General features: G+C 59.4%; 14 protein-coding genes. 12 read left to right on the forward strand and 2 right to left on the reverse strand.

The genetic code is table 11. The features are described 5' to 3' along the window. Positions 1-185 precede the first annotated feature (185 nt). The 11 genes from hpaA (at position 186) to IE038_RS04695 (ending at position 10800) form a co-directional block, all read left to right on the forward strand. Positions 186-1088 carry a 4-hydroxyphenylacetate catabolism regulatory protein HpaA gene (gene hpaA, locus IE038_RS04645; protein WP_163937002.1) on the forward strand — a complete coding sequence of 301 codons (903 nt, stop codon included), beginning with the start codon at positions 186-188 and terminating at the stop codon, positions 1086-1088. Positions 1089-1266: 178 nt separating this feature from the next. Then, positions 1267-2508, forward strand: a complete 1242-nt coding sequence (locus IE038_RS04650; RefSeq protein WP_163936999.1) for a Bcr/CflA family multidrug efflux MFS transporter — start codon at positions 1267-1269, stop codon at positions 2506-2508. Positions 2509-2621: 113 nt separating this feature from the next. Beyond that, positions 2622-3044 carry a homoprotocatechuate degradation operon regulator HpaR gene (gene hpaR / locus IE038_RS04655; RefSeq protein WP_083199727.1) on the forward strand — a complete coding sequence of 141 codons (423 nt, stop codon included), beginning with the start codon at positions 2622-2624 and terminating at the stop codon, positions 3042-3044. Positions 3045-3092: 48 nt separating this feature from the next. Further along, the gene (locus IE038_RS04660; RefSeq protein WP_189395223.1) at positions 3093-3293 is read left to right on the forward strand and encodes a hypothetical protein; all 201 of its coding nucleotides are present in this window, start codon (positions 3093-3095) and stop codon (positions 3291-3293) included. A gap of 287 nt (positions 3294-3580) precedes the next feature. Beyond that, on the forward strand, positions 3581-4357 hold the full coding sequence (locus IE038_RS04665) for an ABC transporter ATP-binding protein (protein ID WP_163936994.1): 777 nt from the start codon (positions 3581-3583) through the stop codon (positions 4355-4357). Then, a complete protein-coding gene (locus tag IE038_RS04670; RefSeq protein ID WP_189395224.1) occupies positions 4354-5076 on the forward strand; it encodes an ABC transporter ATP-binding protein in 723 nt (240 codons plus the stop codon). Before IE038_RS04665 ends, IE038_RS04670 begins: the two co-directional genes overlap by 4 nt. Before the next feature lie 108 nt (positions 5077-5184). After that, positions 5185-6399, forward strand: coding sequence for an ABC transporter substrate-binding protein (locus tag IE038_RS04675; protein ID WP_163936991.1), 1215 nt, complete (start codon positions 5185-5187; stop codon positions 6397-6399). Positions 6400-6472: 73 nt separating this feature from the next. Then, entirely contained in the window at positions 6473-7360 is an 888-nt protein-coding gene (locus IE038_RS04680) for a branched-chain amino acid ABC transporter permease (protein ID WP_189395225.1), read from the forward strand. 2 nt (positions 7361-7362) lie between these two features. After that, the gene (locus IE038_RS04685; RefSeq protein WP_163936988.1) at positions 7363-8367 is read left to right on the forward strand and encodes a branched-chain amino acid ABC transporter permease; all 1005 of its coding nucleotides are present in this window, start codon (positions 7363-7365) and stop codon (positions 8365-8367) included. A gap of 148 nt (positions 8368-8515) precedes the next feature. Continuing rightward, positions 8516-9730, forward strand: coding sequence for an OprD family porin (locus IE038_RS04690; protein WP_229775626.1), 1215 nt, complete (start codon positions 8516-8518; stop codon positions 9728-9730). Between the two features lie 176 nt (positions 9731-9906). Next, a complete protein-coding gene (locus tag IE038_RS04695) occupies positions 9907-10800 on the forward strand; it encodes an EamA family transporter (protein ID WP_163936982.1) in 894 nt (297 codons plus the stop codon). Positions 10801-10892: 92 nt separating this feature from the next. Here IE038_RS04695 and IE038_RS04700 read toward each other — a convergent pair whose 3' ends face one another. Beyond that, a complete protein-coding gene (locus IE038_RS04700; protein ID WP_163936979.1) occupies positions 10893-11387 on the reverse strand; it encodes a DUF934 domain-containing protein in 495 nt (164 codons plus the stop codon). After that, positions 11371-13029, reverse strand: a complete 1659-nt coding sequence (locus IE038_RS04705; RefSeq protein WP_163936977.1) for a nitrite/sulfite reductase — start codon at positions 13027-13029, stop codon at positions 11371-11373. Before IE038_RS04705 ends, IE038_RS04700 begins: the two co-directional genes overlap by 17 nt. Before the next feature lie 220 nt (positions 13030-13249). On the opposite strand from IE038_RS04705, the gene IE038_RS04710 reads away from it, so the two are divergent. Beyond that, positions 13250-14332 (forward strand): ABC transporter substrate-binding protein, encoded by a 1083-nt coding sequence (locus IE038_RS04710; protein ID WP_163936975.1) that lies wholly within the window; start codon positions 13250-13252, stop codon positions 14330-14332. Positions 14333-14420: the final 88 nt, after the last annotated feature.

Below are 14420 nucleotides of genomic sequence, written 5' to 3' on the forward strand. Positions count from 1 at the left end.
GGCAGGACACTGTGTGCCCTGCGTCTATTTCGTTAATGTGTTAGCGTTATAATTAATATGTTAACGATCGTCAAGGTATTTGCCATCGTGCCGACCTGTGCCGCGGCGGTGGTACGATGGGCAAACGCTGCGTGGCTTGGGAACAGGACCAGGGTGGCGGCCAAGACCAGCATGAGTAGCCCGCGATGAAAGATCGCCATCCGATTCCGAACATCAACATTGGCAAGGTGTACGACCAGCGTTACAGCGACAGCGAAGTGCATTACGACAAGCTGGGCAATCTCGCCGGCTTTTTCGGTCGCAACATGCCGGTGCATCGGCACGACCGCTTTGTTCAGGTGCACTACGTCAAAAGCGGTACGGTCCGGGTCTACCTGGATGACCAGCAGTACGTGGAGTCGGGGCCGATGTTCTTCCTTACGCCGCCGACCATCCCGCACTCGTTTGTCACCGAAGCCGATGCCGACGGTCACGTCCTCACCGTGCGCCAGCAACTGGTCTGGCAACTGATGGAGGCTGAACCCGGTTTGATCCCAGGGCCGCGTCTGCCGGCTGCTTGCGTTGCCCTCGGTCGACTGTCGGGGCAGTATCAGGAAGAGGCACGTCGCCTGGAGTTTCTGTTCGAGACGCTGCGCGAAGAAACCAGCCTGCCGTTGCCCGGCCACGCGTCGGCGTTGTCGAGCCTGACGCGTTTGATCATGATCAGCCTGCTGCGACTGTGTGCCAATTCGCTTGAGGCGACACCAGCCCGTCACGAAGACTTGCAGATCTTTCACCGTTTCAATGAGCTGATCGAGCGTCACTATCTTGAGCACTGGACGTTGTCGGCCTATGCCTCTGCCATCGGCGTGACCGAGGCGCGACTGAATGATGTCTGTCGACGCATCGCCGACTTGCCCTCCAAGCGCCTGGTGCTGGAGCGTGTCATGCAGGAAGCGAAGCGTTTGTTGTTGTTTACCGGCGGCTCGGCGAACGAAATCTGTTATCAGCTGGGGTTCAAGGACCCGGCGTATTTCAGCCGGTTTTTCCAGCGTTATGCGCAGATGACGCCGGGCGAGTACCGTCAACGTCAGGTCGGTTTGCGATAGAGCGTGCATGGCGCCACTGCCTTTTTTACTGACGGATAGTGGTGCCTGCCGGGCAGGGCGGAAATGGCTTTTCCGGGTGATGTATTGCACTTTTCATGGACGGTAGGCGGCAGGTCTCTTCATTTGCATAGTTAATATGCTAACGTTCTCTTCCCTGTTCGCCGATACTTGCCTACCCATGTCTACTATTGCCCGCCCTGACCGCTTGCTTGTGTTGCTGGCTGCGCTTGTTGCCTTTGCCCCGTTGTCGATCGATACCTACCTGCCCAGCTTGCCGGAAATTGCCAACAACCTCGCGGCCAGTCAGCCTCAGGTGCAAATGACCATTGGCGTTTTTCTCCTTGGCCTGTGCGTCGGCATGTTGTTTTACGGGCCGCTTTCCGACCGCTTTGGTCGCCGCCCGATTCTTCTGGCCGGCCTGGCGCTGTACCTGGTGGCCAGTGTCGGCTGCATGGCTGCATCCAGTGTTGAGCAGTTGATCGTCTGGCGTTTTTTTCAGGCGTTGGGCGGTGCCGCAGCGTCGGTGCTGGCCAGGGCCATTGTCAGGGACCTGTACCCATTGAATGAAGCCGCGCGGGCGCTGTCCCTGATGCACCTGGTGACGATGATTGCGACCTTGGCGGCGCCACTGGCGGGCAGTGCGCTGCTGAGTCTGAGTGGCTGGCGCAGTATCTTCGCAGCATTACTGCTGTTCTCGGTGCTGTGCCTGTTGGCGTCGTTGCGCTGGATTCCAGAAACCCACCCGGCCAGCCGCCGCGGCCGTTCGGTAGGGGCGGCGTTTGCTGCCTATTGGCACATCGGCACGCAACGCCGGGCCTTGGGCTGCATTCTGTGCATGGGGTTCTCCTTTGGCGGCATGTTTGCCTTTATTACCGCCTCGCCCTTCGTCTATGTGGAGTATTTTGGCGTTTCGCCAAGCGACTATGCCTGGCTGTTCGGCATGAACATCGCCGGGATCATTGTCATGACCTTCGTCAACGCACGGCTGGTCACTCGGGTGGGGACGCTGCCAATGTTGGCGGTGGGTGCTGTGTTGGCGGCACTGTCGGGGGCGGCGCTGGCCGTGGTTGGCCTTACCGAAATGGCAAGCCTGGCGGCGATGGCGACCTGCATCATTGTGTATGTCAGCGTGACCGGGCTGCTGGGGGCCAACAGTGTGGCGCGCCTGTTGACCTTGTACCCACAGCAGGCAGGCGCCGCCGCTGGTTTGGCGGTGTCCGGGCAGTTTGCCTGCGGTGCCGGGTTTAGTGCGTTGGTCAGCTACTTCGCCAATGGCACGCCATTGCCGATGTGCCTGGCGATGGCCGCTGCCGGTGTTGGCAGCCTTGGCGCATTTCTGTTGATCTATCAGGGGCGTGGCGAGGCGTCCTCCGGGGCGGCAGGGCAGTTCCAGGCGGGAAGAGCGCCAGGAGGTCGCTAACGTCCTGACGCGTCACAATTCGAAATTTGTTAACATGTTTATTTTGTGGGGCGCCCTTGCTGCGACGTTGAGGCGCCCTTAAACTGCCACCTCATTCACTGTTTAACTCAATCATGGCTATTCCCAGACCTTCCCTGACCCTCACGTTGCTTCAAGCGCGTGAAGCGACCATGTCCTTCTTCCGCCCGGCGTTGAACGCCCAAGACCTGACCGAGCAGCAGTGGCGGGTCATCCGCATCCTGCGTCAGCAGGGCGAACTGGAAAGCCATCAACTCGCTCACCTGGCATGCATCCTCAAGCCAAGCATGAGCGGTGTGCTCAAGCGCCTGGAGCGTGACGGCCTGGTTTCACGGCGCAAGTCCACCGAAGATCAGCGGCGTATCTTCATCAGCCTGACTGTACAGGGCCATCAGTGCTTTCTGGAAATGAGCGAGCAGATGGAGCGTAACTACCAGGAGATCCAGCGTCAGTTCGGTGAAGAGAAACTCGACCAACTGATGGGCCTGCTGAACGAATTGAAGAAGATCAAACCCTGAGGGCGTGGGTTCCTGAATGGATGTATTGGCTCAACGCAGGAACTCTTTATGAACGACGAGATTGATATTCACGAACCCGAGCACGATCACCTGCTCGATCATGAGTTCGATGAAGACTTCGACGCGGTAGAGGCTGAAGCCAACCCGCTGTTCGACCACGCCGATGACGAAGACAACGAAGACGACGACTCCGAGTGGGATGAGTTTGATCGCGAAGATCAGGACAGTTGGGAGCGTAGTCTCGACTGATCGCTGGTCATGATGCCTGCCTGCAACGGTCACTATTTCATACCCGCACGACGAGCCAGATCGCCCTAAAGTATCGTTTCAGCACGGGCAAAGTGTTTTATCCCGATTTTGCCCGTCATTTCCCGACATTTTTTGTCACATTTCCCCGCTATCAAAATTTCTTCCTGCTCTTCATGTTATTACCGTTTACGTAAAGGTAATCTTCGTCTAGTGTTTGCGTTTACGTAAAGGGAAGAACACCCGCAGCGCCATAACCAATAAAAATAATCAAGGTTAGAGGGCTACACATGTCACCAGAGTTCGTGTTGGAAACACGTGGCTTGACCAAGGAATTTCGCGGTTTCACCGCGGTCGACTCGGTAGATCTACGTGTGCAGAAGGGACACATCCACGCGCTGATCGGGCCTAACGGGGCCGGTAAAACCACCGTATTCAACCTCCTCACCAAGTTCCTCACGCCCACCCGTGGAGAGATCCACTACCTCGGCAAGCCGATTACCGGCATGCAACCCAACGAAATCGCCCGTCTCGGTCTGGTGCGTTCCTTCCAGATATCGGCCGTTTTTGGCCACATGAGTGTGGTGGAGAACGTGCGGGTAGCGCTGCAGCGCAAGTTGCGCAACTCGTTTCATTTCTGGAAGTCCGAACGCAGCCTCGATGCCCTCAATGAGCGCGCGTTGCAGATGCTGGATGATGTCGACCTGCTGTCCTATGCCGATACATTGACCATCGAGTTGCCCTACGGGCGCAAGCGCGCCCTGGAGTTGGCAACCACGCTGGCGCTGGACCCGACGGTGCTGTTGCTCGACGAGCCGACCCAGGGTATGGGGCACGAGGACGTAGAGATGGTCATTGGCCTGGTGCGCCGCGCTGCAGTAGGGCGCACGGTGCTGATGGTGGAGCACAACCTCAATGTGGTCAGCCAGTTGTGCGACCGCATCACGGTACTGGCCCGTGGCTCTATCCTCGCTGAAGGTGACTATGCCAGCGTTTCGGCTAACCCACAGGTGCGTGAAGCCTACCTGGGCAGTGAAGCGGTCAGCCTCGAGGAGGCCCACGCATGAGCAGCCTGAATGTTCCGGACTTCGAGCAACTGCGGGTCAGTGATCTGCATGCCTTCTATGGCGAATCGCACATCCTGCACGGCATCGACCTGCAGGTACGGCGTGGCGAACTGGTCACCTTGCTAGGGCGTAACGGCGCGGGGCGCTCGACGACCTTGCGCGCGATCATGAATCTGGTGGGCCGCCGCACCGGTTCGATCATGGTCAATGGCAACGAGACCATCGGCATCGCCGCTCACCTGATCCCGCGTCTGGGGGTCGGATACTGCCCTGAAGAGCGCGGTATCTTTGCCAGCCTCAACGTCGAGGAAAACCTGCTGTTGCCGCCGATGGTGCGCAGCGATGGCATGAGCCTGGACGACATCTACGCGATGTTCCCCAACCTCTATGAGCGCCGTTTCAGCCAGGGCACACGTTTGTCCGGTGGCGAGCAGCAGATGCTGGCGATGGCGCGCATCCTGCGTACCGGGGCCAACCTGCTGCTGCTCGATGAGATCACCGAGGGCCTGGCGCCGGTCATCGTGCAGAAACTGGCCGAGGTGCTGATCAAACTCAAGCAGAAGGGGCTGACCATCGTCCTGGTGGAACAGAACTTTCGTTTTGCGGCGCCGCTGGCCGACCGTCATTACCTGATGGATCACGGGCAGATTGTCGAGGAAATCAGCGCTGCCGAACTGGGCGCAAAACAGGATCTGCTCAACCGCTGTCTCGGCGTCTGAACGCCGTTTAACCCCTGTGCTGTTTACGTCGGCGTGGTTTCAGTCACGCCGGGCGGGGGGCGCTTTGCCCTTTACAACAACAATAACTGTGGAACGTGGGTGAACTACATGAAGGTTTTCCAAAAGACTGCTTGCGCCATGCTCGCCTCCAGCCTTATTGCCGGTGCGGCCCAGGCCCAGATCAGCGACGATGAAATTCGCATTGGTTACCTGGCCGACATGTCCGGGACCTACCGTGACCTTTCCGGCCCGGGCGGCCTGGAAGCGCTGAAAATGGCCGTCGAAGATTTCGGCGGTCAGGTCAATGGCAAGAAAATCGTGGTCTTCAGCGCCGATGACCTGAACAAGCCGGATGTCGGTGCCAACACCGTGCGCCAGTGGGTCGATGAGCGCAATGTCGACATGGTCACCGGGATGGTGGCGTCCTCGGTGGTACTGGCGGCAAGCAAGGTGGTGGAACAGTCCGGCAAGCTGGCGCTGATTTCTGGTGCGGCGGCGTCCAGCCTGACCAACGAATACTGCTCGCCCAACCATATCCACTGGACCTATGACTCTTACGCCCTGGCCAACGGTACGGCCAAGTCGGTACTCGCTTCCGGTGGCAAGAACTGGTTCATCCTGACGGCCGACTATGCCTTTGGCCATGCGATGGAGAAGGACATCACCAAGGTTGTCCAGAGTGACGGGGGCAAGGTGGTCGGTACGGTTCGTCATCCGTTCCCTAGCAGTGATTTCTCCTCCTACATCCTCCAGGCCCAGGGTTCTGGTGCTGACGTGATCGCCTTCGCCAACGCAGGTGCCGATACGGTCAACTCACTGATGACCGCAAGCCAGTTCGGTGTTGCCCAGTCCGGGCAGAAACTGGCGGGCATGGTGGTGTTCCTCAATGACATCCATGCCATGGGTCTGGACGTCACTCAAGGGTTGATGCTGACCACCGGCTGGTACTGGGACATGAATGATGAAAGCCGTGCCTGGGCCCAGCGCTACTACAAACGCGTCGGCAAGATGCCGGGCATGGTTCCGGCGGGCATCTACTCGGCCACCACCAATTACCTGAATGCAATCAAGGCCACCGGCAGTGATGAAGCCCAGGCGGTGCGTACCCAGATGATGGCCACGCCGGTCAACGACATGTTTGCCAAGAACGGCAAGATCCGCGCTGACGGCCGCATGGTTCATGACATGTACCTGGCACAGGTGAAGACCCCGGCCGAGTCGAAAGGGGAGTGGGACCTGTACAAGATCGTCAGCACCATCCCCGGCGATGAGGCCTACCGGCCGCTGTCCGAAAGCGCCTGCAAACTGCTGCCGAAAGGCTGATCGGCACCTGAATCAGGCTACACGCCCGGTTGCTTGCAGCCGGGTGTCACGGACTTCCAGCGGATGGTAATTCATGACTATCGTATTCGGCATTCCCCTGAGCGTATTGCTCGGTCAACTGCTGCTCGGGCTGATCAACGGGACGTTCTATGCCTTGCTCAGCCTGGGCCTGGCGATCATCTTCGGCCTGCTGCGGATTATCAACTTTGCCCATGGTGCCCAGTACATGCTCGGTGCGTTCGCCGCCGTGCTTGGGTTCAACTACCTGGGGGTGAACTATTGGGTCGCCCTGGTACTGGCGCCGCTACTGGTGGGTGCGCTGGGCATGCTCATCGAGCGCGGCCTGTTGCGACGCATTGCCGGTGAAGACCACCTCTATGGCCTGCTGCTGACCTTTGGTCTGGCGCTGATCGTCGAAGGCGCCTTCGTCAAATTGTTTGGTGTTTCCGGTTCTTCCTATCCCATGCCAGAGCAACTCAAGGGCGGCTTCAACCTGGGCTTCATGTTCCTGCCAACCTACCGCGCCTGGGTGGTGTTAGCGGCCTTGGTGGTGTGTCTGGCGACCTGGTTCATGATTGAGCGCACACGCCTGGGCTCCTATCTGCGTGCAGGCACCGAGAACCCGAAACTGATGCAGGCGTTCGGCATCAACATGCCGCTGCTGATTACCCTGACCTATGGCTTCGGTGCTGCCTTGGCGGCCTTCGCCGGGGTACTGGCGGCGCCGATCTATTCGGTGACGCCGACCATGGGCGCCAACCTGCTGATTGTGGTGTTCGCCGTGGTCGTGATCGGGGGTATGGGTTCGATCATGGGCGCGATTGTCACCGGTCTGGCCATGGGCCTGATTGAGGGGCTGACCAAGGTGTTTTATCCAGAGGCGGCCAACACGGTGGTGTTCCTGGTGATGGTGCTCGTATTGCTGGTTCGTCCTGCGGGACTGTTCGGGAAAGAGGTGTGACGATGACGAGTCTGGAGATCAAGCAGGGCGCAGGTGTCCTGCAACCGAATGCCGTACAGGAGCGTCGTCAGGCAGCGGCAAGGCGCAAGCGCTGGTTCTATCTGGTGCTGATGGGCGTCGCGTTGCTCGCACCGTTGGCGGTGTACCCGGTGTTCCTGATGAAACTGCTGTGCTTTGCGCTGTTTGCCTGCGCATTCAACCTGTTACTGGGGTATGCCGGGTTGCTGTCGTTTGGCCATGCGGCGTTTCTTGCCTCGGGCGGCTACGTCACAGGGTATTTGTTGAGTACGTACAGCGGCCTGGGAACCGAGCTTGGAATTCTTGCCGGAACCCTGGCCTCCACTGCGTTGGGCCTGGTATTTGGCCTGTTGGCGATCCGGCGCCAGGGTATCTACTTTGCGATGATCACCCTGGCCTTGGCGCAGCTGGTGTTCTTCATCTTTGTCCAGGCGCCGTTTACCGGTGGCGAGAACGGTCTGCAGGGCGTGCCCCGTGGGCATCTGTTCGGGGTCTTCGACCTGAACAACAACCTGACCCTGTACTACGTCGTTCTGGCTGTGTTCGTGTTCGGCTTCGCAGTGATCCAGCGCACCATCCATTCGCCGTATGGCCAGGTCCTCAAGGCGATCCGCGAGAACGAACCACGGGCGATCTCCCTGGGCTACAACGTCGAGGCCCACAAACTGCTGGCCTTTGTGATTTCCGCAGCGTTGACGGGCCTGGCCGGCGCGACCAAGACCGTGGTGTTCCAACTGGCTTCATTGACCGACGCTCACTGGCACATGTCCGGCGAAGTGATCCTGATGACCCTGCTCGGTGGCGTTGGCACGGTGTTCGGCCCATTGGTCGGTGCCGGCATCGTGGTCACCCTGCAGAGTTATCTCTCCAACGGACCATTGGGGGAGTGGGTGCACGTCATCCTCGGGTTGATCTTCGTCATCTGCGTGTTGCTGTTCCGGGTCGGCATCGTCGGCTGGGTGCTGAAACTCGCACGGCGCAATTTCTAAGGGCAGCGTTGCAGGCAACGCTGGGGGAATACCGCGCAGACGTTGATCTGGGCTGGCTACGAGTGCATCAGCACGCTAATAAGAAGAGAGACCTATGAGCGCAATTCGTTCTACCCGCATTCTGTTGTTACCTGGCCTCGCTGGGGTCATGGGTGTTTGCTCACCGGCGTCCGCTGCGTTTCTGGAGGACAGTAAAGCCAGTGTGGAAATGCGCAACTTCTACATGAACCGCGACTTCCGCCAGCATGCGGCGCCGCAGAACAAGGGCGAGGAGTGGGCGCAGGGCTTCATCATGCGCTATGAGTCCGGGTATACCGAGGGTACGGTTGGCTTTGGTGTCGACGCCTTGGGCCTGCTGGGGGTCAAGCTCGACTCAAGCCCCGACCGTGCCGGAGCAACCGGCCTGTTGCCACGAGGTGCCCAGTCCAAGCGGGCACCCGATAATTACAGCGAGCTGGGGGTGGCCGCCAAGGTGCGGGTGTCGAAATCCACCCTCAAGGTGGGCACCCTGATCCCCATGTTGCCGGTGTTGACGCCGAACAACACGCGCCTGTTGCCACAGACCTTCGAGGGTGGCTGGTTGAACTCCACGGACCTTAGCGGTCTGACCTTCGATGCCGGGCGCCTGACTCAGGTGAACCAGCGCGACTCGACCAACCGTGAAGACATGACCCTGATGAAGGGGCCGCGGCGCAATATCGTCACCACCGGCAAGGCGACTTCGGACAAGTTCGATTTTGTCGGCGGTACCTACGCCTGGAGCAAGACGCTGAGCACGGGCTACCACTATGCGCAGTTGGAAGACCTGTACAAGCAGCATTTCCTGACCCTGGTGCATGTCTTGCCTATCGGCGAAGGGCAATCCCTGAAGTCCGACCTGCGTTTTGCCGACGCCCGCGATGATGGCCGCAGCAACGTCGACAACACCTTGCTCAGTGGCATGTTCACCTACACCCTGGGTGCCCATGCCTTTGGCCTCAGCTATCAGAAAATGAACGGTGATACGGGCTTTGCCAACGTTCAAGGTACCGACCCGTACCTGGTCAACCTGGTGCAGATCAACGATTTCGCCAACCAGGACGAGCGCTCCATGCAGGCCCGTTACGATTACAACTTTGCAGCGTGGGGTATTCCCGGCCTGACCTTCATGACCCGTTATGTCAAAGGTGACCAGATCGAGCTTGGCGCGGCAGGCGGCGAGGGCAAGGAATGGGAACGTAATACCGATATCGGCTATGTCGTTCAAAGCGGTCCACTGAAAAACGTGGGTATCAAATGGCGAAATGCGACCTACCGCTCCAGCTTTGCCAGCGACATCGACGAAAACCGTCTGATCCTCAGCTACAGCTTGCCACTCTGGTAAATACGGCAATGCGTTGAGTACGGGCCCGACTCGGCAACGATCGGGCCTTTTTCATGCGGGGTTATGAATGGCTGCGGCGATGACGTAAACAGACTATTGGGCGGCAGTTGCAGGTATGAAGGGCCAGTGCATAAGGCTATGCTGTTTCGACATATTACAAGGCGTGCGAGGGAAGGATGCCAGTCAAGGATCTGCTGTTGGCGTTGGTGGTAATCATCGCCTGGGGTGTCAATTTCGTGGTGATCAAGGTCGGCCTCGACGGGCTGCCACCCATGCTGCTGGGTGGGTTGCGCTTCTTGCTGGTGGCGTTTCCGGCGATCCTGCTGATCAAGCGTCCTGCGCTTCCCTGGCGTTGGCTGATTGCCTATGGCGCGACCATTTCGCTGGGCCAGTTCGCGTTCCTGTTCGAAGCCATGGGTAACGGCATGCCGCCGGGGCTGGCCTCCTTGGTGCTGCAATCGCAGGCGTTCTTCACCTTGTTTTTCGCCGCGATGTTTCTGGGCGAACGTTTGCGCGTGGCCAGCGTGCTCGGGTTGATGGTGTCGGCCGGCGGGTTGGTGTTGATTGGCAGTGAAAACGGTACCAGTGTGCCGGTGTTCGCCTTGATCCTGACGTTGTGTGCTGCCGCCAGTTGGGCGATAGGCAATATCATCACCCGGCACTTCGGCAATGTGAATCTGGTTGCCTTGGTCATCTGGGGGGCCTTGATTCCGCCGCTGCCGTTTTTTGCACTGTCCTGGTGGCTGGAAGGGCCGGCATTGATTGAAGCTTCGCTGCGGGGTATCGGCCTGAGTTCGATCCTGTCGCTGGCGTACCTGGCCATTGTCGCCACGATGCTCGGCTATGGCCTGTGGAGCCGATTGTTGTCGCGTTACCCGGCAGGCAAGGTGGCGCCATTTTCGTTGCTGGTACCTGTCGTGGGGCTCAGTTCCTCGGCACTGTTGCTGGACGAACGATTGAGCGATGTGCAGTGCTGGGGGGCCTTGCTGGTCATGGGCGGGTTGTTGATCAACGTATTTGGCCCACGTCTGCTGCAGCGTTTGCGTGCGACTCAAACGCAACTGTCCTGAGGCACGGGTGGCCTGCGAAAACAAAACACCCTGCGAAGGCGCAGGGTGTTGAGTACTCATTCAGCATTGCCCGCATCTGCGGGCTTTTGCTGTCAGCGGCGGCGGAACAACGGCAGCGGCTGATCGGTGGCGGCCTGATAGGTCACCGAGAAGTCCTTGAGGCTTTCCAGCGCTTCGTACGGGTCCTTGTCGGCACGTACCGCGAAAGCGTCGAAACCACAGCGGGCCATGTAGAACAGCTGGTCACGCAGGACATCGCCGATGGCGCGCAGTTCGCCCTTGAACTGGTAACGGTCACGCAGCAAACGTGCGTTGGAGTAGCTGCGGCCATCGGTGAATGCCGGGAAGTTCAAGGCAATGACCTGGAACTGGGCCGCATCTTCACCGATTTCCTCGGCTTCTTCGTCGCTGTCCAGCCACACGCCCAGGCCGCCATCGCGGGCCTTGAGGGCATGAGCATGATCGCGCCACAACTGCAGCGGTACGATGTAGTCGTCGCAGTTGCTCAGTTCGTCCAGGGTGACGTCCTTGGGCAGCAGGTGCCAGGTTTCGTCGACGACCTGGTTGTTCTTAATGATTCGCTGCATAGACGCGCTCCTTGAAGGGGTCAATGCCAATACGTTGGTAGGTGTCGATGAAACGCTCGTCTTCGGTACGTCGTTCCACGTACACCGCGATCAGCTTTTCGATCACATCCGGCATGGCATCCTGGGCGAACGAAGGGCCGAGGATCTTGCCCAGGCTGGCATCACGGCTGGCGCTGCCACCCAGGGAAACCTGGTAGAACTCTTCGCCTTTCTTGTCCACACCGAGAATGCCGATGTGGCCTACGTGGTGGTGACCGCAGGCGTTCATGCAACCGGAGATGTTCAGGTCCAGTTCGCCGATGTCGAACAGGTAGTCCAGGTCATCGAAGCGACGCTGGATGGACTCGGCAATCGGGATCGACTTGGCGTTGGCCAGGGAGCAGAAGTCACCGCCCGGGCAGCAGATGATGTCGGTCAGCAGGCCGATGTTCGGGGTGGCAAAACCGTTTTCGCGCAGCTCCAGCCACAGGGCGTGCAATTGGCGTTGCTCGACGTCGGCCAGAATGATGTTCTGCTCGTGGGAGGTGCGCAGTTGACCGAAGCTGTAGCGCTCGGCCAGATCGGCAACTGCGTCCAGTTGCTTGTCGGTCAGGTCGCCTGGCGCCACACCTGTCGGCTTCAGCGACAGGGTGACAGCCACGTAACCCGGGCGTTTGTGCGCACGGGTGTTGCGCGAACGCCAGCGGGCGAAACCTGGGTGCTGCTGTTCCAGTTCGGCCAGCTCGCGGTCGAGGTTTTCCAGCGCCTTGTACTCAGGGTCGACAAAGTGCTTGGCGACTCGGTGCAATTCGGCTTCGGTCAGCGTGGTGCTGCCGCCGCGCAGGTGAGCCATTTCGGCCTCGACCTTTTCGGCGAACACTTCTGGAGTGAGCGCCTTGACGAGGATCTTGATCCGCGCCTTGTACTTGTTGTCGCGTCGGCCATAGCGGTTGTAAACCCGCAGGATCGCGTCCAGGTAGCTGAGCAGGTCCTGCCAGGGCAGGAACTCGTTGATAAACGCACCGACCACCGGGGTACGGCCCAGGCCGCCACCGACCAACACACGGAAACCCAGTTCACCCGCTTCGTTGCGCACGGGCTCCAGGCCGATGTCATGCACCTCGATGGCTGCGCGGTCGTTGACCGAGCCATTGATGGCGATCTTGAACTTGCGCGGCAGGTAGGCGAACTCAGGGTGGAAGGTGGTCCACTGGCGAACGATTTCGCACCACGGGCGTGGGTCGATCAGCTCATCGGCAGCCACACCGGCAAATTGGTCGGTGGTGACGTTGCGCAGGCAGTTACCGCTGGTCTGGATCGCGTGCATCTGCACGGTGGCCAGTTCGGCGAGAATCTCCGGAATGTCTTCCAGGGCCGGCCAGTTGTACTGGACGTTCTGCCGGGTACTGATGTGGGCATAGCCTTTATCGTAGTCGCGAGCGATCTTCGCCAGCATCCGCGTCTGACGCGACGTCAGCTGGCCATAGGGCACCGCGACCCGCAGCATGGGGGCAAAACGTTGGATATAGAGGCCATTCTGCAGGCGCAGGGGGCGAAACTCTTCTTCACTGAGCTCACCGGCCAGGTAGCGTCGGGTCTGATCACGGAACTGCTTGACGCGGTCCTCGATGATCCGCTGATCGTACTCGTCGTATACGTACATAAGGGTCCTGTTTTCAGGCTGCAGGCAGCTAATCGCGCGCACGGCCGCGCACTCCGGAGCGGAGCTGTGGAAAGATATCAGCTTGTGTTTATGCGCAAAAGTGAAGTTTTTGCATATGCAAAGAACCATTTGGACTAAGTGAGATTGTATTGCGTTTAGCCTAAGGGTGGGTTGAGGGCGTTATACTCCGCCGCTTCGTTTTGCAGGAGCGTGACCCCCCATGCTGAAGGCTCTGGCTAAATGCCTGCTGCTGAGTCTGCCATTGGCAGCCCATGCGCAGACTCCCTCGGTGGTTTTTTTGAATCCGGGGTACTCCAATGAGACTTTCTGGGTCAGTTATTCGCGCTTCATGCAAGCGGCGGCCAGCGACCTCGGGATGCAGTTGCGGATCGAGTACAGCGAGCGTGAACCGGCACGGGCCATGACGCTGGCCCGGCAAGTGTTGGAGGGGCCGCAGCGACCGGACTACCTGGTGCTGGTCAATGAGCAATATATAGCCCCGGAAATCATTCGCCTGTCCCGTGGCAGCGGGGTAAAGCTGTTTCTGGTCAACAACGGTTTGACGCCCGACCAGACGCGGCTCATTGCCGACAGCCCGGACAAATACCCGCAACCTATCGCGACGCTGGTCACGAATGACGAGGAGGCGGGCTATCGCATGCTCACGGCATTGATTGCCCAGGTACCGCCGCCTCCGAAGGGCCAGCAAATCGACCTCCTGGCGTTTTCCGGGATGAAAATCACCCCCGCCTCGCAACTGCGTGAGCGCGGCATGCGTCGGGCGCTTGCCGAGCACCCCGAAGTGAATCTTCGCCAGGTGGTCTACGGCGGGTGGGGGCGGGAACGGGCTTATGAGCAGGCCACTCAGTTGCTGCAGCGCTATCCGAACACCCGACTGGTCTGGTCGGCCAACGATGAAATGGCCTTTGGCGCCATGCAGGCGTTTGAAGAGGCGGGGCGCAAGCCTGGCAAGGATGTCTGTTTCAGTGCCGTCAACAGCTCGCCAGAGGCCTTGCAGGCGCGTATCGACGGGCGCCTGAGCGTACTGATGGGCGGGCATTTCTCACTCGGTGGCTGGGCCATGGTGCTGTTGCACGACGATGCACGCGGGTTGCCGATCAGCCGCGATGGCCAGCATCAGTATCAGGTGCCAGTGCTTCAGCTCATCGATCCCGCTCGAGCCCGACGCTGGCTGAAGCTGGTCAATGAACCCGACTATGGCCTGGACTTCAATCGTTTCAGCGCCGAAGGCAAGGCGCGCAGTTTTCGCTACCCATTCCTGACCGCGCCGGTGGACTACTAACCGACGAACAGCCAAAAGACCTGGCTTGAGCAAAGGGCATCGCTGGGCTTAACTGCTACAGGTGTCATGCATTCCCATAACCACTACA

The sequence above is a fragment of the Pseudomonas laurentiana genome, assembly GCF_014648275.1.
In the GTDB taxonomy this organism is placed as follows: domain Bacteria; phylum Pseudomonadota; class Gammaproteobacteria; order Pseudomonadales; family Pseudomonadaceae; genus Aquipseudomonas; species Aquipseudomonas laurentiana.

What these genes read in the sequence shown, in the direction of transcription:
- hpaA (WP_163937002.1), top strand. Translation starts at nt 186, where the DNA reads ATGAAAGATCGCCATCCGATTCCGAACATCAACATTGGCAAGGTGTAC.
- IE038_RS04650 (WP_163936999.1), top strand. Translation starts at nt 1,267, where the DNA reads ATGTCTACTATTGCCCGCCCTGACCGCTTGCTTGTGTTGCTGGCTGCG.
- hpaR (WP_083199727.1), top strand. Translation starts at nt 2,622, where the DNA reads ATGGCTATTCCCAGACCTTCCCTGACCCTCACGTTGCTTCAAGCGCGT.
- IE038_RS04660 (WP_189395223.1), top strand. Translation starts at nt 3,093, where the DNA reads ATGAACGACGAGATTGATATTCACGAACCCGAGCACGATCACCTGCTC.
- IE038_RS04665 (WP_163936994.1), top strand. Translation starts at nt 3,581, where the DNA reads ATGTCACCAGAGTTCGTGTTGGAAACACGTGGCTTGACCAAGGAATTT.
- IE038_RS04670 (WP_189395224.1), top strand. Translation starts at nt 4,354, where the DNA reads ATGAGCAGCCTGAATGTTCCGGACTTCGAGCAACTGCGGGTCAGTGAT.
- IE038_RS04675 (WP_163936991.1), top strand. Translation starts at nt 5,185, where the DNA reads ATGAAGGTTTTCCAAAAGACTGCTTGCGCCATGCTCGCCTCCAGCCTT.
- IE038_RS04680 (WP_189395225.1), top strand. Translation starts at nt 6,473, where the DNA reads ATGACTATCGTATTCGGCATTCCCCTGAGCGTATTGCTCGGTCAACTG.
- IE038_RS04685 (WP_163936988.1), top strand. Translation starts at nt 7,363, where the DNA reads ATGACGAGTCTGGAGATCAAGCAGGGCGCAGGTGTCCTGCAACCGAAT.
- IE038_RS04690 (WP_229775626.1), top strand. Translation starts at nt 8,516, where the DNA reads ATGGGTGTTTGCTCACCGGCGTCCGCTGCGTTTCTGGAGGACAGTAAA.
- IE038_RS04695 (WP_163936982.1), top strand. Translation starts at nt 9,907, where the DNA reads ATGCCAGTCAAGGATCTGCTGTTGGCGTTGGTGGTAATCATCGCCTGG.
- IE038_RS04700 (WP_163936979.1), bottom strand. Translation starts at nt 11,387, where the DNA reads ATGCAGCGAATCATTAAGAACAACCAGGTCGTCGACGAAACCTGGCAC.
- IE038_RS04705 (WP_163936977.1), bottom strand. Translation starts at nt 13,029, where the DNA reads ATGTACGTATACGACGAGTACGATCAGCGGATCATCGAGGACCGCGTC.
- IE038_RS04710 (WP_163936975.1), top strand. Translation starts at nt 13,250, where the DNA reads ATGCTGAAGGCTCTGGCTAAATGCCTGCTGCTGAGTCTGCCATTGGCA.